Origin of the sequence: Parasphingopyxis sp. (assembly GCF_052168295.1) — a bacterium.
Classification (GTDB): domain Bacteria; phylum Pseudomonadota; class Alphaproteobacteria; order Sphingomonadales; family Sphingomonadaceae; genus Parasphingopyxis.
This window is the reverse complement of sequence record NZ_JBQLZN010000034.1, coordinates 57253-80242: the sequence shown is the minus strand read 5'-3', so window position 1 is coordinate 80242 and position 22990 is coordinate 57253. Positions and strand designations below refer to the sequence as shown.

The window sequence follows — 22990 nt, the reverse complement described above, 5'->3', positions numbered from 1 at the left end:
GCTCGAAAAAGGCCTTCACGAAGGTTTCGAGCGTCCATTTGAGATGCCCCATCGTGATGTCGCGGTCGATCACCAGGCCCTCGACCTGGTGGAACATCGGCGTATGGGTCGCATCCGAATCCGAGCGGTAGGTACGCCCCGGTGCGATGATCCGGAAGGGCGGCTCGCCGGACGTCATCGTGCGAATCTGCACGGGCGAGGTATGCGTGCGCAGCATCATCGGCTGGCCGTCGCGCATCTGGTTTTCGCCGAAATAGAAAGTGTCGTGCATCGCCCGCGCCGGATGGCTTTCGGGAATGTTGAGCGCGGTGAAATTGTGCCAGTCGTCCTCGATTTCCGGGCCGGTGGCGACGGCGAAACCGAGATCGGCGAAGATTTCCGCCAGCTCGTCCATCACCTGGCTGACCGGATGGACCGAACCTGTGGGCGCCGCTTTCGGCGGCAGCGACAGGTCGAGCGTTTCGGACGCCATCCGCTCGGCCAGCAATTCTTCGGCGAGCGCTTCCTTCTTCGCTTCGATCGCGTCCGCGATCTCGCCGCGCAGCCCGTTGATCCGCGGGCCTTCGACCTTGCGTTCTTCCGGCGACATGCCGCCCAGCGTCTTGAGCAGGCTGGTGACGACCCCATTCTTGCCGAGCGCGTGCACGCGCACGGCGTCGAGCGCGTCGAGCCCCGTGGCGACGTCGATTGCCGCGCACAAATCCTGCTTGAGCTGTTCCAGATCCGGCTGTTGCTGATCCATCATTCCGTCCGTTCAGATAGCTGATGCGAAAAGGGCGCGTAGAGCCGTTCCGCTCCCCGCGCCCTTTAGGTTGGATTTGCCGGTCTTGCTACCGGCGATTGCTGTCGCTGCCTCAGGCCTTTGCGAGCGCGTCCTTGCTCTGGGCAACGACGGCGCTAAACGCCTCGGGCTCGTTCATCGCGAGATCGGCGAGAACCTTGCGGTCCAGCTCGACGCCGGCGAGCTTGAGGCCGTGCATGAAGCGCGCATAGGTCAGGTCTTCGGCGCGCACCGCGGCGTTGATCCGTTGGATCCACAGCGCCCGGAACTTCCGCTTTTTGACCTTGCGATCACGATAGGCGTACTGGCCGGCCTTTTCGACCGCCTGCCGCGCAATGCGGATGGTGTTCTTGCGGCGGCCCCAATAGCCTTTCGCTTCGTTGAGAACGCGCTTGTGACGGGCCTTGGTGGTGGTCCCGCGTTTTACTCGTGCCATTGTCGCTTACCTCCTAGCGCAGCCCGTAGGGCGCCCATTTCTTCACTGTCTTCGCATCGGCGTCGGACAGTTTCGTGGTGCCGCGATTCTGGCGGATATATTTCGAATTATGGCTGATCAGGCGGTGGCGCTTGCCCGCGACACCGTGCTTGACCTTGCCGGTAGCGGTGATCTTGAAGCGTTTCTTCACACCGCTCTTGGTCTTCAGCTTGGGCATTTTCGTCTCCTTGTCACTGACGATTTGCGAACGGCCTCGGCAGCCCATTCCGGCCGGACAGTTCCTCACATCGTTTGGAAGATGGCGGACATAGCGATGCACGGGCCGGAAAGCAAGAATATTGCGCTTCAGCCCGCCTCGGAGTCGGCCGCTTTATGCAGGATATGCATCGGCGCCCCGGCAAAGGAGGCGCGTTGCACGGCGCCGGCGGACACGACCGGGTGCGGTGTGCTCATATACTCGGTCGGGGTCATGCCCATGAAGGTTTTGAAATCGCGGATGAAATGCGCATGGTCGTAATAGGCGAGATCGAGAATCTTCGTCCATTCGCTTTCAGGCGCGAGCATCGCCTGGCCGAGCGTGCGGGCAAATCTCTGGCTCTTCAGCAGCTTTTTGGGGCCGAAGCCGAACACCGTTTTCGCCGTCCGTTCGAACTGGCGGTGCGATAGGCCGACCGCCGCTTCCATCTCCGCAACCGTGCGTATCTCGGGGTCGGTCAATGCGGCATGGATATTCACGATTCGCTCGCGATCGAATTTGAACAGGCCGATCCGGCCCAGCATAAGCGCGTCGATCAATGCGACCCGGGCTTCGTCGTCGATCGCGCTTCTCAATCCTGCAACCGTTTGGGCGGTCTTTTCCGCACCGAAGACCGTGCTCAAATGCTCGGCGCGATTGGCATATTCCGATGCGTCCTTGCCGATAAGCGCGGCCCAGCCGAGCGGCGTGAGCCCGACGCCGAACACGGTCGAGCGCGACGTCTCCAGCGGCGTCGCATGGCTTGTCGGGCCGACGATGATGGCTTCGGGCTGCAACTCCGGCGTCTGGCCCAGCGTGGCACCGCGCATCTCGCCTTCGAAGAAGAAACGGACATTGCCCCATTCGGGGTGCAGGCGGTCGCGCACCGGATCGCCGCCCTGCGTGTCGATCCTCAATATGTGATAGGTCGAAATGTAATCGCGCAGCGCCTCGCCGGGCTGGAAAAATTCAAGGGATACCGGGTTCTCGCTCAAGATCCGTGCAACGCCTCCAGAACGTCGTCCAACCGCGCGGAATCGCCGATCGCGATCACATTGCCGTCGCTCGACGCCGATAGCGGCTCGCCCTGCCAGTCGGTCATCTGCCCGCCCGCGCCCTCGACGACGGGAATCAGCGCGGCGAAATCGTGGATCGCGAGGCCCGCCTCGATGACGACATCGATATGGCCCGAGGCGAGCAGGCCGTAGCTGTAGCAGTCGCCGCCATAGATCGGGCCCTGCCGTTTTTGCGCCTGCGCCTTGGCGACGACGCGCAGAAAGGCTTCGCCCTGTTCATTGGAAAAACAATGCGGGCTGGTCGTCGCGACCATCGCCCCGTCGAGCGCGCGGCACCGGCGGGCGGATACCGGCGCGCCGTTGAACTCGGTCGGCTGTCCCATCGCGCCGGTCCAGCGTTCGCCGGCAATCGGCTGATCGATCACGCCGAGCAGCGGCCAGCCGTCCTGCATCAACGCGATCAGTGTGCCGAAGGTCGGCCGGCCGGCAATGAAGCTCACCGTGCCGTCGATCGGATCGAGCACCCATTGGCGCGATGCGCCCTCGCGCTCCCGCCCGAATTCTTCGCCGATGATCCCGTCCTTCGGGCGTTCCTTTTCGAGGATCGCGCGGATCGCGGTCTCGGCGGCGCGATCGGCTTCGGTAACGGGCGAGGAGTCGGCCTTGTCTTCGCGCGCGAAATCGGCGCGGAAAAAGGGGCGGATCGCTTCGCCCGCCGCATCGGCAAGGCGCTGTGCAAGGGCGAGATCGTCGTTCAGCGTCGGCATGATGACCGACTGTTAGCGCGGCCGATGCTCGGTGCCCATGCCCGCCGTGATAAAAAGCGCCGATGCTTCGCCGTCGATATCGGCCGTGTGCCAACAGCCGGGCGGGTTAACGGCATATTCGCCGGGTCCGAGCGTTACCGTGTTCGTCGAACCGTCGGCCATTTCCTGGTGCAGGGTCATCTCGCCGGACAGGCAGATCACGGCCTCGTCCCCCTTGGGGTGCATTTCCCAGACATCCCAGTGACCGGTGAACCGGTGCGCGCTCACGAGGCGCCCCTCGGCGCCATCGGCAGCCGTGCGCTCTCCATAGTCCTCGTACCAGGGCAGGCCGGTAAATTCGGGCTGGGGGATCGCCGTCGCGCCGAGCCCGAGATGCATCGGATGGGTGAAGATATCGGCTTTGGCCATGGCGCGAAGAATACCGGCCGCGCGAAATCAGGTCAAACCGGCAGCGGCGGAAATCAGCGGAGGAAATCCCATTCGAAATCGACGAGCTTCTCGCTTTCCTCCCACAGCCATTGCGCGCGTTCGGCATTACGGCCGCGCATGGCCACGAAGGAATCGCCGACCGGGCCGCGCGCATCGCCCCAGCCCGTCGGCCCGTAATAAGCGCCCGACTGCGCCTCCTCGCCGGCGGCGGCGAGGACGGTCGGGATGGCGCCGAGCGCGGACGGCTGCGCCATGAGCGGATTAAGGAACTTGTAGGCGAAGTTGAGCAGGCCGGCCGGGCCGGTGTCCTGCAACGCGGTGTTGGAATAGCCGGGGTGACAGACGATCGATTTGACGGCGCTGCCTTTGGCGGCAAGCCGGCGATGCAGCTCCAGGCCGAACAGCATGTTCGCGAGCTTGGACTGGCCATAGGCCTGGGTCGGCGAATAGCGCTCCTCCAGCATCAGATCGTCGGTGAAGATCGTGCCGAATTTATGCGCGATGCTCGATACCGTCACGATCCGCCCTTCCGCCTTTTCGACGAGATCGAACAACAGCCCGGCCCAGAGAAAATGGCCGAGATGATTGGTCGCCAGTTGCAGCTCATAGCCGTCAACCGTGCGGGTCTCGGGCGTCTGCATGATCCCGGCATTGTTGATCAGCCCGTCGACCTTTTCGTAGCGCGAGCGGACCGTGTCGGCGGCCTTGCGGACGTCGGAAAGATCGGACAGGTCGAGCTGGACCGTATCGATTTCGCCGGTGGCGCCCCCCTGCAAGGACGCGGCCGCGGTGTTGATCTTCTCCGCATTGCGCCCGGCGATGACGATATCCGCGCCCTTGTCCGCCAGCATCCGCGCGGCATCGAGGCCGATCCCGCTATTGCCGCCGGTGATGACGTAGCGCTTGCCGGTCAAATCGGGCAGCGCATCGGGCTTCCAGTTGCGAACGCCGCTCTTGGTGACCGCAAGCATTGGCGCTCAATCGAACAGGCTGGAGACCGAGCTTTCGTCGGCGATGCGGCGAATCGCTTCGGCGAAGAGCGGGGCGATCGGCAGATGCCGGATCTTCTCGGCCTCGGCGATGGCATCGTGATTGCCGATCGAATCGGTGATCACGAGCTCCTTCATCGTCGATCCGTCGACCCGCGCGACGGCGCCGCCCGACAATACCCCATGCGTGCAATAGGCCATCACTTCTTCCGCGCCCGATTCCTTCATCGCCGCCGCGGCGTTGCAGAGCGTGCCGGCGGAATCGACGATATCGTCGACGATGATGCAGAAGCGGCCTTCGACCGTCCCGATAATGTTCATCACTTCGGACTCGCCCGGCTTCTCCCGTCGTTTGTCGATGATCGCGAGCGGCGCGTTATCGAGCCGCTTGGCGAGCGCCCGGGCGCGCACCACGCCGCCGACATCGGGAGAGACCACGGTGATGTCCTTCTTCGAAAAGCGCGCCGAAATATCGGCCGCCATGACGGGCGCACCGTAGAGATTGTCGGTCGGGATATCGAAAAAGCCCTGAATCTGGCCGGCGTGCAGGTCCATCGTCAACACGCGATTGGCGCCGGCTGTGGTAATCAGATTGGCGACGAGCTTGGCCGAAATCGGCGTGCGCGGCCCGGGTTTCCTGTCCTGCCGGGCATAGCCGAAATAGGGGAGCACCGCCGTGATCCGTTTCGCCGATGCGCGCTTCAGCGCGTCGATGATGATCAGCAGTTCCATCAGATTGTCGTTCGCCGGATAGCTGGTCGACTGGACGACGAAGACATCCTCGCCGCGTACGTTCTCGAGGATCTCGACGAAAATCTCTTCGTCCGCGAACCGCCGGACATTCGCCTCGGTCAGCGGAATCTCGAGATATTGGGAAATCGCGCTCGCCAGCGGCAGATTGGAATTACCCGACAGCAATTTCATGAACGCACTCCCCTCTTGCAAGAAGCGTTTTAGGCCGTGGCCGAAAAAAATAAACTGCTGGCCCGCGCTTTTCTGGGGAGTGTGGAGGATCGGGACAATATGCGTTGCTAGAGCCAACCTTCGGCGCGCAATGCCTCCTGCCGGCTGCGCGCGACCGGGGCGAGCAGGCCGTTGGCGAGTTCGAGCTTGATCGCCCGCCCCTCGCGCCGGATCGCGCGGACCTGGTCGCGCGCCACCCACCAGCTGCGATGCACCTGGAGCCCCTCGACCCCGTCGAGCTCGGCCATCGCATCGCGCAGCCGCATGAGCAGCATCTCGCTGCCCGCCAGCGTATGCGCCTTCACATAATGGTCCTGCATCTCGAGGCAGACGAGATTGGTGCCGAGTTCGGGCGGCAGCCGATCGAAAAAGGGCGCGTCCGGCCGCTCGGGCATGGCGATATCGCGGACGTCGAGCGGCTTGGGAGCCGGTGGCGCGGCGGCAATCTCGGCGGTCTCCGGATCGTCCGTGCCGATATGGCGGGTGAAGAGCAGCCACATTGCCGCCTGAATGCCGAGCCCGATGCCGAGTACCTGTAAATAGAGCAGACCGAATCCGGCGCCCAGATAATCGGTATCGACGCGCATGCCGGCCAGCGCGAAACCGACGACGGCGGTCAGCGGGATCGCTGCGAGCGCCGCTGCCAACAACAGCGCGGTCCATAAGGGTATGGCGGTCGATTCGGAGAGCCAGACGGCGACCGTCTGCACCGGGCGATAGATGGCATAGCCGACAAGGATGAAGCCGATCCAATAGGCGAGGCGGATCGCCGTCGGCATCTCATAGGTGTTGAACGGCCCGAGCAGGCCGAGCACCGCGCCGATCGCCGCGATGATGAAAATCTCGATGGCCAACTGGCGCATTTTCATCGATTTGCCTGTCCCGTTCACGCTTCGTGAATGGGCAAATAGACCAAAATCAGGGGCTTTGCGAAGATTTTATCCGGTCCGCGCAGATCGGCTTGCCGGCGAACGGGCATGCGCCACCCTGATCGTGTCACGAACAGGAGACACGCCATGACCAACGATTTTCGCACCCTCTTTTCGACCATCGGCGCGGCGGCCTTCGCGCTTTTCGTATCGGCAACGCTGATCGCCGCGGCGACCAGTACGTCGGTCGGAGCGCTTGCCGTTATGGCGCTCGCATGAGCCGCTCGGCAGCACGCGCGCCGGGACGCCTCTCCGTTCCGGCGATTCTCGCGACGGCCGGCGGGACGATCGTCGTCACGCTCGCGCTGATGGCGCTCAGTTTTGGCAACGGACAGCCGAACGACAACAGCTTTTCGCCGGCCGTCGCCGTGCATCTGGCGGCGGTATTGCCGGCATTGCCGCTCGGCGCGGTGGTCCTGTACGGCCGCAAGGGCGATGCGCGGCATCGGCTGCTGGGGCGCATCTGGGTGATCCTGATGCTGACGGCCGCCATTTCGAGCTTCTGGCTCGCACTGTCCTTCATCCACATCTTTTCGGTGGTCGTTCTGGTATCGATTCCCCTGTCGCTGTGGCGCCTGCGCAAGAGCGATATCGAAGGCCATCGCCGGCCGATGGAGGGCATGTATATCGGGCTCGTGATCGCCGGCGCCTTCGCCTTCATCCCGGGCCGCTTTCTCGGCGGTCTCGTCTTCGGATAGCCATTGCCCGGTTCGCGGCCCGCGCCTAAGAGCGGCGCATGACGGATCGGCTGGCCATAGCGTTCGCGCAGCTCAATCAGGTGATGGGGGATCTGCCCGGCAATGCCGATGCGATGCTCGGCGCGCGGGCGGACTGTCCCGAGGCAAACCTCATCGTTTTTCCCGAATTGCAGCTGATCGGTTATCCGCCCGAGGATCTGGTGCTCAAACCCGCGCTCATCGAACGGGCGATGACCGAGCTCGAGCGGATGGCCGAAGCGACCGCCTCGGGCGGCCCGGCGATGCTCGTCGGCACGGCGATGGTGGAAAACGACAAGCTTCACAACGTTATGGCATTGCTCGACGGCGGCAAGATCGCGGCGGTCGTCCGCAAGCATCGGCTGCCCAATTACGGCACGTTCGATGAACTGCGGCTCTTCAAGCCAGGCCCCTTGCCCGATCCGATCGATTTTCGCGGGGTGAAGATCGGCGTGCCGATCTGCGAGGATATCTGGGTCGATGGCGTCTGCGCGCATCTCGCTTCGCGCGGCGCGGAGCTGTTCATCGTGCCCAATGGCAGCCCCTATGAGGTCGAGAAGGACGATATCCGGCTGGCGCTGGCGCGCGGCCGCGTCGCCGATACCGGCCTGCCGCTCGCCTATCTCAATCGCGTCGGCGGGCAGGACGAGATTGTGTTCGACGGCTCCTCCTTCATCCTCAATCGCGACGGCGAGATCGCCTGGCAGTTCGCCGACTGGGAGGAGGAGATCGCGACGACGATCTGGGAACGGCAGGGTGACGGCTGGGCGTGCACCGACGGCCCGCAGCACCAGCTCGATGCGCATCCGGCCGATATCTATCACGCGATGCTGGTCGGTCTGCGCGATTATGTGAACCGCAACCGTTTCCCGGGCGTCGTACTCGGCCTGTCGGGCGGGATCGACAGTGCGCTCTCCGCCGCCGTCGCCGTCGATGCGCTGGGCGCGGACCGGGTCTGGTGCGTGATGATGCCTTCGCGCTTTACGTCGCAGGAGAGTCTCGACGATGCCGCAGGCTGTGCGCAGCTATTGGGCTGCAAGCTCGATACGATACCGATCATGCCGGCTGTCGAAGGCTTCGATGCGATGCTCGAGGGCAGTTTCGCCGATTCCGAAGTCGATATCACCGAGGAAAATATCCAGTCCCGCATCCGCGGCGTGACCCTGATGGCCCTCTCCAACAAGTTCGGCCATATGCTGCTGACCACGGGCAACAAGTCCGAAATGGCGGTCGGCTATGCGACCATCTATGGCGATATGGCGGGCGGCTATTCGGTGCTGAAGGATGCGTACAAGACGACCGTCTTCGCGCTCTCGCGCTTCCGCAACGCGACGCGGCCGAGCCTCGCCATGGGTCCGGACGGGCCGGTCATGCCCGAACAGGTCATCACGAAGCCGCCCACGGCCGAACTGCGCCCCGACCAGAAGGACAGCGATTCCCTGCCGCCCTATGAGATACTCGATCCGATCCTGATGGGGCTGGTCGAGGAGGAGGTCGGCATCGATACGCTGGTCGAACGCGGTTTCGAGCGCGAGACCGTCGCGCGGATCGAACGCTTGCTCTACATCGCCGAATATAAGCGCCGCCAGGCCCCGCCGGGCGTGAAGATCGGCGTCCGCAATTTCGGCCGCGACCGGCGCTATCCGATCACCAACGCCTTCCGGACGGTGTGATGCGCCTGTCCGTACCCGTATTTCGAACGCGCCATGCTGTCCTACAGGGCCGGTCTCGCGCTATAACCGATCCCGCAATGGGTCATTACGATAGAGTGCGAAATCGGGCTGCGATCCGGAAGGTCACACCCCGTGCCAAGCCGGCGGACCAGTATTGCCGGTTTTCCGGGCCGCAGCGGCAAAGGTCACAGGGTTCAAAAGCGGCGTTCGGTGTCAACCTGCCATTTCCATCGCGTTTCAACGAAAGCCTCGTCCAACCGCTATGACCACCACGCGTTTCGCGCCATCGCCCACCGGCCGGCTGCATGTCGGCAATATCCGTACGGCGCTTCACAATTGGCTCTGGGCGCGCAAGCGGGGCGGGCGTTTTCTGCTGCGGCTCGACGATACCGATAGCGAACGCTCGAAAGAGGAATATGTCGAAGCGATCCGCGCCGATCTCGCCTGGCTCGGCCTCGATATCGACGGCGAGGAGCGGCAGTCCGCGCGCTTCGATCGCTATGAGGCGGCTTTCGAGCAACTGCGCGCGGCCGGACGCATCTATCCCGCTTTTGAGACGGCGCAGGAGCTGGAGCTCAAACGCAAGATTCTGCTCGGGCGGGGCAAGCCGCCCATTTATGACCGCGCGGCGCTCGATCTGACCAAGCAGCAGATCGCCGATTTCGAAGCCGAGGGCCGGACGCCGCATTGGCGTTTCAAGCTCGATCATGACGCGCCCATTGAGTGGGACGATCTGATCAGAGGGCCGCAACATTTCGATCCGGCACTGCTCTCCGACCCGGTCATCCGGCGCGAGGATGGAAGCTGGCTCTATATGCTCCCAAGCGCCGTCGACGATGCCGATATGGCGGTGACCCATGTCGTGCGCGGCGAGGACCATGTCACTAATACGGGCCTGCAGATCCAGATGTTCGACGCGATGGGCGTATCGCCGCCGGCCTTCGCGCATGAGGCGCTGCTCGTCGGCAGCGAGGGCAAGCTTTCCAAGCGGCTGGGCTCGCTCGGCGTCGAGGCGTTTCGCGAACAGGGTATCGAGCCGATGGCGGTAGTCTCGCTGCTCGCGCGGATCGGGACGAGCGATCCCGTCGAGCCGTTCGCCGATCCCGCACCGCTGATCGAAAGCTTCGATTTCGCGCGCTTCGGCCGCGCGCCGGCCCGGTTCGACAGCGAAGAGCTGGCGGCGCTCAACGCCAAGATCGTCCACCAGCTCGATTTCGAGGGTGTGGCGGATCGCCTGCCCGACGGCATGGGCGCGGAGGGCTGGGACGTGATACGGCCCAATCTCGCCACCGTCGCCGAGGCCGCCGACTGGTGGCATGTCGTCGAAGGTCCGGTCGAGACCATCGATTTCGACGAAGAGACGGCGGCCTTTCTCGACGAAGCCGCAGCGATCGCGGGCGATCTCGATTGGTCGGACGCGGCATGGATGAATCTCACTGGCGCGCTCAAAGAGCAGACCGGGCGCAAGGGCAAGGCGCTGTTCTTGCCGCTGCGCCAGGCGCTGACCGGCCGCGATCATGGGCCGGAGATGGCGGCTCTGCTGCCGCTGATCGGCAAGGACCGCGCGATCGCAAGGCTCCAGCGCGCCGGATAATGCGCGTGCTTGCGAAAATCTGACGCTCTGGCAAAGCTGCGCGCGCAAAGAAGAGGGGGAATCGGTATGGGCGCGATCCGGATGGACCGGCGGCAATTGTTAGGCGGCATCGGTGCGGGGCTTGCGCTGACAGCGGTCCCGGGCCGGGCATTGGCGTTCTTTGAAGATCCGTCCACATGGCCGACGGTCGCATCGTTCGTGCCGCGTTTCGTTTCCGAGCATTTCATACCAGGCGCGCTGATTGCCGTCGGATATGGGCAGGAGGCGCCGGACTATTTCGCCGACGGCACGGTCGCGCTGGATAGCGAGACGGCGGTGGACCCGAACACGCTGTGGCGCATCTATTCGATGACCAAGCCGATTACGGGCATCGCGACGATGATGCTTGTCGAGGACGGCGCGGTCGGTCTCGATCAGAATATCGCCGACTTCATTCCGGGCTTTGCAGAACCGCGCGTGTTGACCGACCCCGACAACAGTCTCGATACACGCGCCGCGAGCGGGCCGATCACGATTCGGCACCTGCTCACCCACACTGCCGGGCTCGGCTACACGATCGTCACGACGGGCCCGCTGCTCGCCGAATATCAGCGGCTCGGGCTGGAGCCTGGCGTCATCATGCACGAGGCGCCCGAGGCCGTGGCGCATCGCCCGTCGAGCCTCGAGGAATTTGCGAACCGCCTCGCCACCCTGCCGATCATCGCCGATCCGGGCACCAGATGGAGCTATTCGGTGTCGATCGATCTGCTGGGGCGCATTATCGAGATCGCGTCGGGCATGCCGTTCGAAGACTTTCTCACCCAGCGCCTGTTCGCGCCGCTCGGCATGACCGACACATTCTTTCAGGTACCGGCGGAGAAAGAGGACCGGATGACGGCCAGTTATACGCTGCGCGACGGCGAGGTCTTACCGGTCGATCCGGCGCAGGGTTCGGTCTATGCGCTGCCGCCGCGCTATCCCTATGGCGGGGCAGGACTTGTTTCGAGCGCGCGCGACTATGACCGCTTCCTGACCATGTTGCTGGGGGAAGGGGCGTTCGGCGATGTCCGCGTCATGGAAACCGAAACCGCGCGGCTCGCGATGTCGGACCTCCTGCCGCCCGATATCGACAAGACGGCGATGTATTATGAATCCGGTTTCGGCGCGGGCGGGCGCGTGACGATCGAGCCCGGCGCCGCCGGCGAGGGTGTCGGTACCTTCGGCTGGGGCGGCGCGGCCGGCACGGTCGCCTGGGTCGATCGCGCGAACAATCTGCGCGCCTCGGGCTATGTCCAGAACCTGCCGAGCGAGATCACGCCGTTCCGCGCCGGTGTGCTCGGCTCGGTCTATGCGGACCTGCATGGCGGTTCGTGACAAGTCACTGACAGGGTTGATCTGGCTGCCGCGCTGGAGGAAGAGGGCGCCCCACAGGCCCCCGCGATACACAAGGATACAGCGTGGCAGATAGCGAAGACGAACAGGGCCGGACCCTGAAAACGCCCGAAGAGCTGATCGGCAAATTATGCGATCTACTGACGGTCGAGGAGCTCGATACCGATCTCTATCGCGGACCGCGCTTGCCGGGTGGTGTCGGACGGGTCTTCGGCGGGCAGGTGATCGCCCAGGCTTTGGTTGCCGCTAATCATTCGGTCGATGACGAGCTTTGGGCGCACTCGCTCCACGCCTATTTCATGCGGCCGGGGAACGAGAATTACCCGATCATCTACCGCATCGAGCGGGATCGGGACGGACGCAGCTTTTCGACGCGGCGGATCATTGCGCTCCAGCGCGGGAAGCCGATCCTCAACATGGCGGCCAACTATCAGCGCCCCGAAGAGGGCCTCGCCCACCAGTTCGACATGCCGGACGTTCCGGGGCCGGACGGTTTGCAGAGCGAGGCCGACTATTGGCGCGAGCATATCGAGCTCATCCCCGAGCCGTTCCGCAAGCGCATGCTCCGCCAGCGCTCGATCGAATTGCGCCCGGTCGAACGGCGCAATCCGGCCAAGCCGGAGAAATCCGAGCCGTACAGCTATACCTGGTTCCGCGCCGTCGCGCCGATCGGCGACGATCACCGCCTGCACCAGGCGATCCTGTCCTACGCGTCCGACATGAGCCTTCTGGGCACGAGTACGCTGAAGCACGGTATCAGCTGGATGAAGGACCCGCTGCAAATGGCGAGCCTCGACCATTCGCTCTGGCTGCACGAGGAATTCCGCGCCGATGAGTGGCTGCTCTACGCGACCGACTCGCCCTGGACCGGCCATGCACGCGGCTTCAATCGCGGCCAGATTTTCACGCAGGACGGCCGGCTCGTCGCCAGCGCCGCGCAGGAAGGGTTGATGCGCCTGCGGGGCCGCTAACGCGCCGGAAATAGGCGTTTCAGCCCCATTGCGTTACCCCGGATCGCCGTCCCATGGCGGCCCGCCTACACTTTTGATGCGTTATGATGTATCATACCAGACTCGTTCACGGTCTTGGGAGAGAGGGAATGACCGGAAATGACACACGAAAATCAGGCTATCTGAACCAGTCGCGGCACAGTTCGTCGGGGCTGGCCATCGTCATCGCGCTGCACGGCGCGGCGCTGGCGGCGGCCTTTCTGGCGAAGTCGGGCGTCGTGCCCGCGATCATCGAGCCGGGGCCGATCGAGGTCGTCAATATTGTCCCGTCCGCGCCCCCGCCGCCGGCGCCGACCGATCCGGTAGAGCCGGAGGTGCGGTTGCCGAACACGCCGATGGTGAGCGATCCGATCATCGATGTGCCGGACTACACATTCGATCCGGTCGACCTGACACGCATGCCCGAGATCCCGACAGGCGGAACTCTGCCCACAATACCGGAAGCCGTGCCCGAACCGATCGTTCGCGACGCGCGCTTCGCGAGCATGACAAACGTACAGCCGCGATATCCGAGCAATCTCCTGCGCCAGGACGTCGAGGGGACATGCACGATCCGGGTGCGGATCGCGCCTAGCGGCCGGGTGGTCGAAGCCCGCCCCGTCGATGCGACGCATCCCGCCTTTTGCGACGCCACCGAACGCCAGGCGCTCCGTAGCTGGCGGTTCGAACCGGCGACACGGGATGGCGTGCCGATCGAGAGTTGGCAGCAACACACGGTGGTCTTCGAGATCAGCTGAACGCGGAATCGTGCCGACCTCTGGCGCTGACGGCCAAGCTGCCCTATCTTGACGCGATGGTCATGCTCCCGCCCAAGCCCCGCATCATCGCGAAAGACGTCGCGTCCTTCTTTGCGCGGCGCGAACGGCATAACTGGATCGCGCTGTTCTTCTCCGTTACGATTCCGGTCGTCCTGATCGGCACGTTCGCGATGAGCAGCGAAACCGATGCGGAGCCGACCGAGCCCACGATCATCTACGCCGAAGTCTGGGGCTCGAACCGCACCGACGAGGAAATCATCGAGCGGCAGCGCGTGCTGGCGCTGGAAGAAAATGAGCGCCGGGCCATCTCGCGCCAACGCTTTCAGGAGCTCGCCGAAGGCAGCGGTGTAGATTATGATCGCGAAGCGGCGGCCGAGGCGGACCGGATCACCGAAGAGAATCGCCGCAACTTGCTGCGTCCCGGCGAGCGGATGGACGGCATGAGGCTGGAGACCGCAACTGACGACCGCTGACCGGCGGTTCATGGCGGCGGCGATCGCGCTGTCCTCGCGCGGCAGAGGCCGTACGGCACCCAATCCCAATGTCGGCTGCGTGATCGTCCGCGACGGCCGCATCGTCTCGCGCGGCTGGACGCAACCGGGCGGGCGGCCCCATGCCGAAGCGATGGCGCTCGCGGGCGTCGATGCGACCGGGGCGGACTTTTTTGTAACGCTCGAGCCATGTGCGCACCAGAGTGAGCGCGGCCCCGCCTGTGCCGATTTGCTGGCGGAGGCTGCGCCCGCCCGTATCATCGTCGCCGCTACCGACCCCGATCCGCGTACCAATGGCGGCGGACTCGCGCGGCTGCGCGACGCGGGCATTCCGGTTGTGACGAATATCCTCGCCGATGAGGCGCGCCGCGTCATGGCGGGTTTCTTCACGCGGCAGTCGAAGGGTCGCCCGCATGTCACGCTCAAACTCGCGACATCGCTTGACGGGCAGGTAGCCTTGCCGGACGGGTCGAGCCAGTGGATCACCGGCCCGGAGGCCCGCGCGCATGCGCATGTCGAGCGCGCAATGGCCGATATGATCGTCGTCGGGCGGGGAACCGTCGAAGCCGATAAGCCGACACTCGATGTGCGCGTGGACGGTCTGGAAGATCGCACACCGGCCCGGGCCGTGCTGACCCGCAACTTCGCCAAGCTGCAGCTCCAAGCGGACAAGCCGGTCTGGCAGCATCTGGATAGCCCGGACGCGATTGCCGGTCTGGAAGCTGTAGATCATGTTCTTGTCGAGGGCGGCGCGGGCGCGGCGGCCGCATTCCTCGCCGCCGGTCTCGTCGATCGGCTCCTGCTGTACCGCGCCCCGATCCTGATCGGCTCCGGTCTCAGCGCGCTCGGCGATATCGGGCTGGCCCAGCTCGACGATGCGCATGGCCAATGGCGGCTGATGGAGACGCGCATGCTTGGCAAGGACCGGCTGGAGGTTTACGAGCGCGCCTGATGTTTACCGGAATCATCACCGATATCGGCACGATTACTAAGGCCGAGCAGCGCGGCGATCTCAGGCTCACCATCCGCTGCGGCTACGATATGGCGACCGTCGATCTCGGCGCGTCGATTGCGTGCTCGGGCGTCTGTCTCACGGTTGTCGACAAGGGCGCAGACTGGTTCGCCGTCGATCTGTCCGCCGAAACCGTGTCGCGGACGGCGCAGGGCCAGTGGAACGAAGGCGGGCGGCTCAATCTCGAACGCTCCCTCAAGCTCGGCGACGAGATGGGAGGGCATATCGTCACCGGACATGTCGACGGGATCGGTGAAATCGTGTCGGCAGAGCCGGTCGGCGATTCGACCGAACTCGTGATCCGCGCGCCGGACGATCTGGCGAAGCTCATCGCGCCGAAAGGGTCGATCACGCTGGACGGCGTGTCGCTGACGGTCAACGAAGTTCGGGATACCGATGCGGGCTGTCACTTCACGATCAACCTGATTCCGCATACCGCCGAGGTCACGACGTTCGATACGGTTGCCGCCGGGCGGCCGGTCAATATCGAGATCGACATATTGGCGCGTTACTTGGCGCGGATGACGGGCAAGTAACACGGCCATGTGATTTTTGCGTTGCAAATCACACTCCAGTGTGAAATACGGCGCGCATGTCTACTCCGCTTATCGACAATATCCGCAGCCTCGTCGCCTCGGGCGAGGCCAGTAAGGCCGGGCTGGCGCGCGCCGCCGGGCTCCATCCCAACTCGCTGCGCAAGCTCGACGATGACGACTGGAATCCGACCGCCGAGACGCTGCTCAAGCTCGAACGCTATCTGGTGACGGGCGGCGGGCAGGCGCTCGCGACACCCGAAGAGATTATCGAAACGGCGCGCAACGGCCGCATGTTCATCCTCGTCGATGACGAGGATCGCGAAAATGAAGGCGATCTCGTGATCCCCGCGCAGATGGCGACGCCCGATGCGATCAATTTCATGGCCAAATATGGCCGCGGTCTGATCTGCCTCGCGCTGACCAAGGAACGGACCGAGGCTTTGGGTCTCGATCTTATGAGCCGGCATAACGGCACGCGCCACGAAACCGCTTTTACCGTGTCGATCGAAGCCAAGGATGGCGTGACGACCGGTATCTCCGCGGCCGACCGCGCGCGCACCGTATCGGTGGCGATCGACGGATCGAAGGGCAAGGAGGAGATCGTGACGCCGGGCCATGTCTTCCCGCTCGTCGCCCGGCCCGGCGGTGTGCTCGTGCGCGCCGGTCATACCGAAGCGGCGGTCGATATCGCGCGGCTCGCGGGCCTCAATCCCTCGGGCGTGATCTGCGAGATCATGAACGAGGACGGCACCATGGCCCGGATGCCGGACCTGATGGCCTTCGCCCAGCTCCACAATCTCAAGATCGGCACGATCCGGGACCTGATCGCCTATCGCCGCAAGCATGATCATCTGGTCGAGAAAAAGGCGGAAGCCCCGTTCACGAGCCGCTGGGGCGGCGACTGGAAGGCGATGACCTTCTTCAACAAGGCGACCGGCACCGAGCAGGTCGCGCTCGTGAAAGGGCATGTCGATCCGGAGAAGCCGACGCTTGTGCGTATGCACGCGCTGTCCGCCTTCACCGATGTATTCGGCGAGGAGGGGACGCGCGGCCAGATGCTTTCGCGCTCGATGGAGATTATCGGCGAGGAGGGCGCGGGCGTCGTCGTCGTCATCAACCGCACGATGCAGGGGGCCTTCACCAAGGCGCTGCTGCTCAAGACCGGGGAAGAGCGGCCGGACATGGAGGAGCTGCGCGATTATGGCGTCGGCGCGCAGATCCTGACCGAGCTCGGCGTGCACGAGATGATCCTCTTGACCAACACCCATCACAGTCTGGTCGGTCTCGACGCCTATGGCCTGTCGATCGTCGGCGAGCGGGCCATCGATGTGGAGGCTGCATAATGGCGCACTTCCTGATCGTCGAAGCGCGGTTTTACGATCAGTTTAACGACTGGCTGATCGAGGGCGCGACGGCGGCGCTCGAGGCGGCCGGGCACAGCCATGAAACTATCACCGTACCCGGTGCGCTTGAGATTCCGGGCGCCGTCGCGATGGCGGCCGAGACCGGCCGCTATGACGGCTTCGTCGCGATCGGCGTCGTCATCCGCGGCGAGACCTGGCATTTCGAAATCGTCGCGGGCGAAAGCGCGCGCGGCCTGATGGCGCTGACCATGGACGGGCTCGCCATCGGCAACGGTATCCTGACGGTCGAGAATGATGCACAGGCCGAAGTGCGCGCCCGGCCCGACCAGAAGGATAAGGGTGGCGAGGCGGCCAAGGCGGCCATCGCGCTTCACGATCTCGGTCAGCGTTTCGCGTCCCGATGAGGGCGCTGCGTATTATCGCCGTGCTGCTCGCGCTGTCGCTGATGCTCGGCGAAGCCTATCGCAGCTGGGGCGCGGGCCGGCCGGTCATGTTCTGGATGGACGATCAGATCATGGGCGCGATGCTGATCGCCGGGGCGCTGCTGATGGCGCGGCCGACGCCGCTCCGCCACGCCTTTTTCGCCGCCGGCTGGGGCGTCAATGCGGGCATGCTCTACGGCAGTTTCTTCGGCAAGGTGTTCGCGCCCGAAACGAGCAATCCCGGCAATTTCGACATGGGCCTGTTGACCGCGCTCATCGGACTCGCCTTCGTCACCGCTGTCGTCGGGATGATCGCGACCATCATGCTGGCGCGGACAGGCCCGTCCGCACACTAGGGCGCGCCAAGGCCGCTAAGGCGACCGGACCTTGCCGATACCCGGGATCACCGCGCCGACGCGCGTCCGATATTCGACATACTGGTCGCCGAGATGCGCGATCAGGTCGCGCTCTTCGTAGCGCACGCCGATCACGATATAGACGGTCATGCCCGCCGCGAAGAGCAGGTGCCCCTGGCTCATGTCCGGCGTCGCCCAGAAGGCCAGCAAGATGCCGGTATAGATCGGATGCCGCACCAGCTTGTAGAAAAGGGGCGTGCGGAACTGCATCTCGGGCACGACTTTTCCGCGAAAATCGGCCCAGGCCTGATGCAGGCCGAACAGTTCGAAATGGCTGAGCAGCCAGGTCGCGATGAAGAGGATGACCCAGCCCGCGACGAAGAGCGCCCATAACACTATCCGCAACCATTCGGCCTCCGCCGACCAGACCAACGGTGTGATGGGCCGCCAGAACAGGAAGACCGCGACGAGCACCGCCACCGTCGCCAAAACATAGAGACTGCGTTCGATCGCGCCCGGCCAGAAACGCGTCAGCCAGCTTTTGAACGCCGGTCGGGCCATGACGCTGTGCTGAATCCCGAACAGTGCAATCAGCGCGAGATTGATGGCGATCGCGGTGCCGAGACTCGCAGCGGGTCCGACATCGATGCTCGGCAAGGCGCCGAGGCCGCTCAGCCCCGTAAGCGCGGCCGCTTCGTCGAACAGATTGCCGGTAAACGCGATCAGATAGAGAAATGCCAGGAAGAACAGCAGATAGCTGCCCACGGCAAAGCCGAGGCGCACAATGCCCATGATTCCCTCCCCAAATTGTTACGCTAGCGTATCATATATTGGCCAACGCGACAATTTGGGGCGGCACTGCGTTTACTCCGCGGCGACGCTTTCCTCGGCCTTGGGGTAATCGGTATAGCCCTTGGGCCCAGGCATGTACCAGGTCGGCGCATAGTCCCATGCGCCCTTGTCTTCGGCGACGCCCTGCAACGGAATGTCCCTGCGAAACCGCTCGACGAGATCCGGATTGGAGATGAATGGCCGCCCGAATGCGATCGCATCGGCCTTGCCCGCATCGAGATCGGCCTGGGCCTCGGCCTTACCATAATCGGAATTGAGCACGAGCGGCCCGTCGAACTTCTCGCGGATGACCGGCGATACCTTGGGCTGCTCGGTCTGACCGAACGTGCCGTTCGGGCCGGGCTCGCGCAGCTCGAGAAAAGCGATGCCGATATCGGAGAGTTTCTCCGCCGCCAGCCCGAACACCGTATCGGGGTCGCTGTCGAACGCGCCCTGGGTTTCGCCATTGGGGGAGAGGCGCACGGCGGTGCGGTCCGCGCCGATTTCGACGGCGACGGCGCGCGCAACCTCGTCCAAGAGGCGCGTGCGATTATCGGGCGATCCGCCATACTCGTCGTTGCGCAGATTTGTGTTTTCGCGCAGGAACTGGTCGATCAGATAGCCATTGGCGCTGTGGATCTGCACGCCGTCGAACCCGGCCGCCATCGCGTTGGCGGCGGCCTTGCGATAATCGTCGATAATGCCGGGGATTTCGCCGATATCGAGCGCACGGGCCTCGGCATAATCCTTCTTGCTGCCATCGGGCGCATAGGCATGGCCGGGCGCGGTCGTCGCCGAGGCGGACACCGGCTGTTCGCCGTCCAGATAATCAGGGTGGACGAGGCGGCCCATATGCCAGAGCTGCAGGATGATGCGGCCGCCTGCCTCATGAACGCCGACCGTCGCCTGTTTCCAGCCTTCGACCTGCTCTTCGCTCCAGATGCCGGGCGCTGCCGGCCAGCCGAGCCCTTGCCGGCTGATGCCCGTCGCCTCGGTGATGATCAGCCCGGCGCCGGCGCGCTGTGTGTAATATTCGGCCATAAGCGCGTTGGGCACGCTGTCGCCGGTGGCGCGCCCACGAGTCAACGGCGCCATGAGGATGCGGTTGGGCGCTTCGATAGCGCCGAGCGTGATCGGATCGAAGAGTGAAGGCATGGATGTAATATCCCCTGATGAGTGTTCGGCCGTCTGTCGCACAAGACATAAAGCCTGAAACGCGTTCGGCCAGTGGTGGCCCGCCAAACTTTTCTAGCCGTGGCTAAAGATAAGTGGACCGCCGGCTCCGGCATTGGCGTCGCACCGCAATCGCCCTATATCGACGGCTATGGCCGAAGCTCTCCGATCCGATCCGACGCTTGACGAAATCCGCAGCCATCTGGCCCCCGTGATTGCCGGGCATGCGGCGTTCGACGGCTGGACGGACGAGGCGGTGGAACGCGCGGCGAGCGAGTTCGATATCGATCCGGGTGCCGCGCGCCTCGCCTTTCCCGGCGGCGCGACGGACATGATCGATTCCTGGTTCGCGCATGTCGATGCCCGGATGGCGGCGTCCTTCACGGCCGAAGAGCTCGACGCGATGCCCGTGCACAAGCGGATTCGCGCCGCGATCCTGAAACGCCTCGATATCGTGCGGCCGCACAAGGAGGCGCTGCGCCGGGCCATCGCGATACTTGCCATGCCGCAGAACGTGCCGCTCGCGGGCCGGCTCGGCTGGCGCTCGGCGGACGCGATGTGGCGGCTGGCCGGCGATACGGCGACCGATTTCAATCACTATTCGAAGCGCACCATACTCGCCGGCATTTACGGTTCGACGATCCTCGCCTGGATGGACGATGAGAGCGAGGAAGATGCCGACACGGTCGCCTTTCTCGACCGCCGCCTCGGCAATGTCGCGCAGTTCGAGAAGCTGAAGCAGAAGTTCCGCGGCGATCCCGATCGCCGGTTCAGCGTCAGCCGGTTCCTGGGGCGGCTGCGCTATCCTGGCCGCTGACGGGACACGCGAATAACACCCAGATCGCGTGCGGCCCGCGCTTGTCGTAGCCCGGCCTCTTTTCTAAGCCGTACGCAAATAAGCGCCGTGAGACTCGGCGATTCCGCATTCACAGGAGACGAAGACATGGCGGGCAGCGTCAACAAGGTAATCCTGATCGGCAATCTCGGGCGCGATCCCGAGACGCGCACGTTCAGCAATGGCGGCAAGGTGTGCAACCTGCGCATCGCGACGTCGGAAACCTGGAAGGACAAGCAGACCGGCGAGCGCCGCGAACGGACCGAGTGGCACAGCGTGGCGATCTTTTCCGAAGGCCTCGCCAATGTCGCCGAACGCTATCTGCGCAAAGGCAGTAAGGTGTATATCGAAGGCCAGCTCCGCACCCGCAAATGGCAGGATCAGTCCGGCAATGACCGCTATTCGACCGAAGTCGTGATAGACGGTTTCAACGGCAGCATGACGATGCTCGACGGCCGCGGCGATGGCGGCGGCGGTGGTTCAGGCGGCGATAGCTGGGGCGGCTCCGGTGGTAATGACGGCGGCTATGGCGGCGGCCAGTCTTCGGGCTCGAGCCCGGCAGGCGGCGCATTCGACGACGATCTCGACGACGACGTTCCCTTTTAGAGGCTAGTCCTCGCGCTTCGCGGCAAGCTGGTCGCGCAAGCCCTTTAGCGCGCCGAACGGCCCGGCTTCTTCCTCGCTGATCACGCCCGCCTCGCGCAGTGCCGCGTCAGCATTGGCGCTGCGCGGGAACGGATCGAGCGCGAGCGCGATTGTCTGCGCGGCGGCCTCGCCGAGATCGATGGCGCCACCCGAATAGGGGAGCGTCTCGCACTCCTCGGCGCTGAGTTCGATCTCCTCTTCGTCGGCGGGCGCATGCTCGGGCACGAAGCGCAAATCGAATGAGTCTGCGACCTCCGCCGGTACGGCTTCGCCGGTCACGACGCAGCTTTGCACGATCTCGGCCCGGGCGCTGCCCTGCGCGAACACCGTCTTGCCGTCACGCCGGATCTCGGCGTGCGCCGAGAGGCTGGCGATGGATTGCAGGCCGAACCGTTCCGCCAGCGCGGCGCATTCCGCATCGCTAGCCGATATGTCATGCCGTGCCGCGCCGGTTCCGATCGTATCGATCGCGATCAGCCGCGAAAATTCGGGTTCGGCCGTCATGCGAGCTCGGGCAGGGTGCCGCAGACGATCGTCTGAGCTGGCTGCTCGGCGAGCGCAGCGATAAAGCCCTCCAGCCGCGCGACCGTGAAGGCCAGCTCGTCGTCCGCCGGATCCGTACCGCGATAGAGGTTGCGCCGCAGCGCTGCCGGTGCATCGCCATCGGCGCCGAAACCATTGCGGTAGGCGGCGAGCCGGCCGCCGAGCGCGCCCATCATCTTTCCGATATGCTTGCCGACGACGATATCTCCGATGCCGAGTTCGCGCAGCTGACCGTCCATATCCTCGACGAACAGCTCGGTCAGCAGCGCGCTTTCCGCCCCGAAGGCCTCACCCTCGGCCTCGAGGCGTAGCAATATGGTCGCGAGAATCGCCGCGATCATGTCGAACCGCCCATCCTTCGTGTCGGGGACACCGCCTTGCGCATACCATTGCGGATCGCGGCCCCGCTCGACGATACCGCGATAGAGCGGGATCATGGCATCGCGCGGCCGGTTGCTGCCGAAAAGGCGGTTCAAAAAGGACATGGCGTTCGTCTGTTCTTTGCTGCGATGCGGCCTTGCTATCATGGCCGCCTTCCGCATATTGAGCGCCGGATGTGAAGTTGCAATGCCGGCTGTACGGGTATTGCGCGTAAGGAGACTGAAATGGCCCGGAAAATGCGGCGTCTGCCGGCCCTCGCCAGCGTTGCGGCGCTGTTCACGACGAGCGTGCTCGCCAGCGGCTGTGCGCAAATCCGCACGCATCAGGGATATCTCGGCGAAGCGATACTCATCGAGTCGATCCAGCCGGGCGTGGACAATCGCGCATCGGTGCAGGCGACTCTCGGCCGCCCGACGTTCACCAGCCAGTTCACGACCGACAGCGAAACGCCGACCTGGTATTATGTGTCGCGGGATTCGCGGCAGCTCGCCTTTGCCCGGCCGCGGCCCGTCGACCAGATGATCTTGGCCGTACGTTTTGCCGGCAACGGCAACGTGTCGGCCGTGGACGTTATGGGCGTCGATCAGGTCGCCTCGATCAGCCCCTATGGCGAAGAAACGCCGACGCTCGGCCGCAATCGCGGCTTTTTCGACGAGCTGTTCGGCAATATCGGCCGGGTTGGCAGCGTGAGCCAGGGTGGCGGTACGGCGGACAACCCGGGCGGGTAAGCCACC

Annotated in this window: 29 protein-coding genes; 16 read left to right on the top strand and 13 right to left on the bottom strand. The window is 64.4% G+C overall.

The window, feature by feature from the left end; translation table 11 throughout:
- The 9 genes from ACTS1Z_RS05920 to ACTS1Z_RS05880 all read right to left on the bottom strand — a co-directional run.
- Window positions 1–742 (bottom strand): phenylalanine--tRNA ligase subunit alpha (locus ACTS1Z_RS05920; RefSeq protein ID WP_442623523.1); only part of this gene is annotated, 742 nt, incomplete at its 3' end.
- 112 nt (window positions 743–854) lie between these two features.
- Complete coding sequence (gene rplT, locus ACTS1Z_RS05915; RefSeq protein ID WP_442623522.1) at window positions 855–1217, bottom strand: 50S ribosomal protein L20; 363 nt, start codon at window positions 1215–1217, stop codon at window positions 855–857.
- 13 nt (window positions 1218–1230) lie between these two features.
- Entirely contained in the window at window positions 1231–1434 is a 204-nt protein-coding gene (rpmI, locus tag ACTS1Z_RS05910) for a 50S ribosomal protein L35 (protein WP_176869918.1), read from the bottom strand.
- Window positions 1435–1562: 128 nt separating this feature from the next.
- A complete protein-coding gene (locus tag ACTS1Z_RS05905) occupies window positions 1563–2447 on the bottom strand; it encodes a helix-turn-helix domain-containing protein (RefSeq protein ID WP_442623521.1) in 885 nt (294 codons plus the stop codon).
- Window positions 2444–3235: a histidinol-phosphatase gene (gene hisN / locus ACTS1Z_RS05900; RefSeq protein WP_442623520.1), complete on the bottom strand. Its 792-nt coding sequence runs from the start codon at window positions 3233–3235 to the stop codon at window positions 2444–2446. Before hisN ends, ACTS1Z_RS05905 begins: the two co-directional genes overlap by 4 nt.
- Window positions 3236–3247: 12 nt before the next feature.
- Entirely contained in the window at window positions 3248–3643 is a 396-nt protein-coding gene (locus tag ACTS1Z_RS05895) for a cupin domain-containing protein (RefSeq protein WP_442623519.1), read from the bottom strand.
- Window positions 3644–3696: 53 nt separating this feature from the next.
- Window positions 3697–4635, bottom strand: a complete 939-nt coding sequence (locus ACTS1Z_RS05890; protein WP_442623518.1) for an oxidoreductase — start codon at window positions 4633–4635, stop codon at window positions 3697–3699.
- Window positions 4636–4641: 6 nt separating this feature from the next.
- The gene (locus ACTS1Z_RS05885; RefSeq protein ID WP_442623517.1) at window positions 4642–5577 is read right to left on the bottom strand and encodes a ribose-phosphate pyrophosphokinase; all 936 of its coding nucleotides are present in this window, start codon (window positions 5575–5577) and stop codon (window positions 4642–4644) included.
- A 107-nt stretch (window positions 5578–5684) separates the two neighbouring features.
- Window positions 5685–6485 carry a LytTR family DNA-binding domain-containing protein gene (locus ACTS1Z_RS05880; RefSeq protein ID WP_442623516.1) on the bottom strand — a complete coding sequence of 267 codons (801 nt, stop codon included), beginning with the start codon at window positions 6483–6485 and terminating at the stop codon, window positions 5685–5687.
- Between the two features lie 147 nt (window positions 6486–6632).
- On the opposite strand from ACTS1Z_RS05880, the gene ACTS1Z_RS05875 reads away from it, so the two are divergent.
- From ACTS1Z_RS05875 to ACTS1Z_RS05815, 13 genes are all read left to right on the top strand, one after another.
- Entirely contained in the window at window positions 6633–6764 is a 132-nt protein-coding gene (locus ACTS1Z_RS05875) for a hypothetical protein (protein WP_442623515.1), read from the top strand.
- The gene (locus tag ACTS1Z_RS05870) at window positions 6761–7243 is read left to right on the top strand and encodes a DUF2306 domain-containing protein (protein WP_442623514.1); all 483 of its coding nucleotides are present in this window, start codon (window positions 6761–6763) and stop codon (window positions 7241–7243) included. Before ACTS1Z_RS05875 ends, ACTS1Z_RS05870 begins: the two co-directional genes overlap by 4 nt.
- A gap of 38 nt (window positions 7244–7281) precedes the next feature.
- Window positions 7282–8934 (top strand): NAD+ synthase, encoded by a 1653-nt coding sequence (locus tag ACTS1Z_RS05865; protein ID WP_442623513.1) that lies wholly within the window; start codon window positions 7282–7284, stop codon window positions 8932–8934.
- Between the two features lie 262 nt (window positions 8935–9196).
- Window positions 9197–10528, top strand: a complete 1332-nt coding sequence (gene gltX, locus ACTS1Z_RS05860; RefSeq protein ID WP_442623512.1) for a glutamate--tRNA ligase — start codon at window positions 9197–9199, stop codon at window positions 10526–10528.
- Between the two features lie 66 nt (window positions 10529–10594).
- Entirely contained in the window at window positions 10595–11881 is a 1287-nt protein-coding gene (locus tag ACTS1Z_RS05855) for a serine hydrolase domain-containing protein (RefSeq protein WP_442623511.1), read from the top strand.
- 83 nt (window positions 11882–11964) lie between these two features.
- The gene (locus tag ACTS1Z_RS05850; RefSeq protein ID WP_442623510.1) at window positions 11965–12870 is read left to right on the top strand and encodes an acyl-CoA thioesterase; all 906 of its coding nucleotides are present in this window, start codon (window positions 11965–11967) and stop codon (window positions 12868–12870) included.
- Between the two features lie 128 nt (window positions 12871–12998).
- Window positions 12999–13646, top strand: coding sequence for an energy transducer TonB (locus tag ACTS1Z_RS05845; RefSeq protein WP_442623509.1), 648 nt, complete (start codon window positions 12999–13001; stop codon window positions 13644–13646).
- 62 nt (window positions 13647–13708) lie between these two features.
- Complete coding sequence (locus tag ACTS1Z_RS05840; protein ID WP_442623508.1) at window positions 13709–14140, top strand: hypothetical protein; 432 nt, start codon at window positions 13709–13711, stop codon at window positions 14138–14140.
- Window positions 14141–14150: 10 nt separating this feature from the next.
- Window positions 14151–15110 (top strand): bifunctional diaminohydroxyphosphoribosylaminopyrimidine deaminase/5-amino-6-(5-phosphoribosylamino)uracil reductase RibD, encoded by a 960-nt coding sequence (gene ribD, locus ACTS1Z_RS05835; RefSeq protein WP_442623507.1) that lies wholly within the window; start codon window positions 14151–14153, stop codon window positions 15108–15110.
- A complete protein-coding gene (locus ACTS1Z_RS05830; RefSeq protein WP_442623506.1) occupies window positions 15110–15706 on the top strand; it encodes a riboflavin synthase in 597 nt (198 codons plus the stop codon). Before ribD ends, ACTS1Z_RS05830 begins: the two co-directional genes overlap by 1 nt.
- Before the next feature lie 56 nt (window positions 15707–15762).
- Window positions 15763–17049 (top strand): 3,4-dihydroxy-2-butanone-4-phosphate synthase, encoded by a 1287-nt coding sequence (ribB, locus tag ACTS1Z_RS05825; protein WP_442623505.1) that lies wholly within the window; start codon window positions 15763–15765, stop codon window positions 17047–17049.
- Window positions 17049–17474, top strand: coding sequence for a 6,7-dimethyl-8-ribityllumazine synthase (gene ribH / locus ACTS1Z_RS05820; RefSeq protein ID WP_442623504.1), 426 nt, complete (start codon window positions 17049–17051; stop codon window positions 17472–17474). Before ribB ends, ribH begins: the two co-directional genes overlap by 1 nt.
- Window positions 17471–17848 (top strand): hypothetical protein, encoded by a 378-nt coding sequence (locus ACTS1Z_RS05815; RefSeq protein ID WP_442623503.1) that lies wholly within the window; start codon window positions 17471–17473, stop codon window positions 17846–17848. Before ribH ends, ACTS1Z_RS05815 begins: the two co-directional genes overlap by 4 nt.
- Window positions 17849–17863: 15 nt before the next feature.
- On the opposite strand, the gene mddA is transcribed toward ACTS1Z_RS05815, so the two are convergent.
- Both mddA and ACTS1Z_RS05805 read right to left on the bottom strand, forming a co-directional pair.
- Window positions 17864–18640, bottom strand: coding sequence for a methanethiol S-methyltransferase (gene mddA / locus ACTS1Z_RS05810; protein WP_442623502.1), 777 nt, complete (start codon window positions 18638–18640; stop codon window positions 17864–17866).
- A gap of 72 nt (window positions 18641–18712) precedes the next feature.
- Window positions 18713–19834, bottom strand: coding sequence for an alkene reductase (locus ACTS1Z_RS05805; protein WP_442623501.1), 1122 nt, complete (start codon window positions 19832–19834; stop codon window positions 18713–18715).
- 169 nt (window positions 19835–20003) lie between these two features.
- Between ACTS1Z_RS05805 and ACTS1Z_RS05800 the strand changes: the two genes are divergently transcribed.
- A complete protein-coding gene (locus ACTS1Z_RS05800) occupies window positions 20004–20669 on the top strand; it encodes a COQ9 family protein (protein WP_442623500.1) in 666 nt (221 codons plus the stop codon).
- A gap of 126 nt (window positions 20670–20795) precedes the next feature.
- Entirely contained in the window at window positions 20796–21293 is a 498-nt protein-coding gene (ssb, locus tag ACTS1Z_RS05795) for a single-stranded DNA-binding protein (protein WP_442623499.1), read from the top strand.
- Window positions 21294–21296: 3 nt separating this feature from the next.
- On the opposite strand, the gene ACTS1Z_RS05790 is transcribed toward ssb, so the two are convergent.
- Entirely contained in the window at window positions 21297–21836 is a 540-nt protein-coding gene (locus tag ACTS1Z_RS05790; protein ID WP_442623498.1) for a YceD family protein, read from the bottom strand.
- Window positions 21833–22360: a ubiquinol-cytochrome C chaperone family protein gene (locus tag ACTS1Z_RS05785; protein WP_442623497.1), complete on the bottom strand. Its 528-nt coding sequence runs from the start codon at window positions 22358–22360 to the stop codon at window positions 21833–21835. The genes ACTS1Z_RS05790 and ACTS1Z_RS05785 overlap by 4 nt, the downstream gene beginning before the upstream one ends.
- Window positions 22361–22480: 120 nt before the next feature.
- Here ACTS1Z_RS05785 and ACTS1Z_RS05780 point away from each other — a divergent pair, with 120 nt between their 5' ends.
- The gene (locus ACTS1Z_RS05780) at window positions 22481–22984 is read left to right on the top strand and encodes an outer membrane protein assembly factor BamE (protein WP_442623496.1); all 504 of its coding nucleotides are present in this window, start codon (window positions 22481–22483) and stop codon (window positions 22982–22984) included.
- Window positions 22985–22990: the final 6 nt, after the last annotated feature.

Coding starts and splice junctions, on each gene's coding strand:
- rplT (WP_442623522.1), bottom strand. CDS start 1,217: ATGGCACGAGTAAAACGCGGGACCACCACCAAGGCCCGTCACAAGCGC.
- rpmI (WP_176869918.1), bottom strand. CDS start 1,434: ATGCCCAAGCTGAAGACCAAGAGCGGTGTGAAGAAACGCTTCAAGATC.
- hisN (WP_442623520.1), bottom strand. CDS start 3,235: ATGCCGACGCTGAACGACGATCTCGCCCTTGCACAGCGCCTTGCCGAT.
- ACTS1Z_RS05895 (WP_442623519.1), bottom strand. CDS start 3,643: ATGGCCAAAGCCGATATCTTCACCCATCCGATGCATCTCGGGCTCGGC.
- ACTS1Z_RS05890 (WP_442623518.1), bottom strand. CDS start 4,635: ATGCTTGCGGTCACCAAGAGCGGCGTTCGCAACTGGAAGCCCGATGCG.
- ACTS1Z_RS05885 (WP_442623517.1), bottom strand. CDS start 5,577: ATGAAATTGCTGTCGGGTAATTCCAATCTGCCGCTGGCGAGCGCGATT.
- ACTS1Z_RS05880 (WP_442623516.1), bottom strand. CDS start 6,485: ATGAAAATGCGCCAGTTGGCCATCGAGATTTTCATCATCGCGGCGATC.
- ACTS1Z_RS05875 (WP_442623515.1), top strand. CDS start 6,633: ATGACCAACGATTTTCGCACCCTCTTTTCGACCATCGGCGCGGCGGCC.
- ACTS1Z_RS05870 (WP_442623514.1), top strand. CDS start 6,761: ATGAGCCGCTCGGCAGCACGCGCGCCGGGACGCCTCTCCGTTCCGGCG.
- ACTS1Z_RS05865 (WP_442623513.1), top strand. CDS start 7,282: ATGACGGATCGGCTGGCCATAGCGTTCGCGCAGCTCAATCAGGTGATG.
- gltX (WP_442623512.1), top strand. CDS start 9,197: ATGACCACCACGCGTTTCGCGCCATCGCCCACCGGCCGGCTGCATGTC.
- ACTS1Z_RS05855 (WP_442623511.1), top strand. CDS start 10,595: ATGGGCGCGATCCGGATGGACCGGCGGCAATTGTTAGGCGGCATCGGT.
- ACTS1Z_RS05845 (WP_442623509.1), top strand. CDS start 12,999: ATGACCGGAAATGACACACGAAAATCAGGCTATCTGAACCAGTCGCGG.
- ACTS1Z_RS05840 (WP_442623508.1), top strand. CDS start 13,709: ATGCTCCCGCCCAAGCCCCGCATCATCGCGAAAGACGTCGCGTCCTTC.
- ribD (WP_442623507.1), top strand. CDS start 14,151: ATGGCGGCGGCGATCGCGCTGTCCTCGCGCGGCAGAGGCCGTACGGCA.
- ACTS1Z_RS05830 (WP_442623506.1), top strand. CDS start 15,110: ATGTTTACCGGAATCATCACCGATATCGGCACGATTACTAAGGCCGAG.
- ribB (WP_442623505.1), top strand. CDS start 15,763: ATGTCTACTCCGCTTATCGACAATATCCGCAGCCTCGTCGCCTCGGGC.
- ribH (WP_442623504.1), top strand. CDS start 17,049: ATGGCGCACTTCCTGATCGTCGAAGCGCGGTTTTACGATCAGTTTAAC.
- ACTS1Z_RS05815 (WP_442623503.1), top strand. CDS start 17,471: ATGAGGGCGCTGCGTATTATCGCCGTGCTGCTCGCGCTGTCGCTGATG.
- mddA (WP_442623502.1), bottom strand. CDS start 18,640: ATGGGCATTGTGCGCCTCGGCTTTGCCGTGGGCAGCTATCTGCTGTTC.
- ACTS1Z_RS05805 (WP_442623501.1), bottom strand. CDS start 19,834: ATGCCTTCACTCTTCGATCCGATCACGCTCGGCGCTATCGAAGCGCCC.
- ACTS1Z_RS05800 (WP_442623500.1), top strand. CDS start 20,004: ATGGCCGAAGCTCTCCGATCCGATCCGACGCTTGACGAAATCCGCAGC.
- ssb (WP_442623499.1), top strand. CDS start 20,796: ATGGCGGGCAGCGTCAACAAGGTAATCCTGATCGGCAATCTCGGGCGC.
- ACTS1Z_RS05790 (WP_442623498.1), bottom strand. CDS start 21,836: ATGACGGCCGAACCCGAATTTTCGCGGCTGATCGCGATCGATACGATC.
- ACTS1Z_RS05785 (WP_442623497.1), bottom strand. CDS start 22,360: ATGTCCTTTTTGAACCGCCTTTTCGGCAGCAACCGGCCGCGCGATGCC.
- ACTS1Z_RS05780 (WP_442623496.1), top strand. CDS start 22,481: ATGGCCCGGAAAATGCGGCGTCTGCCGGCCCTCGCCAGCGTTGCGGCG.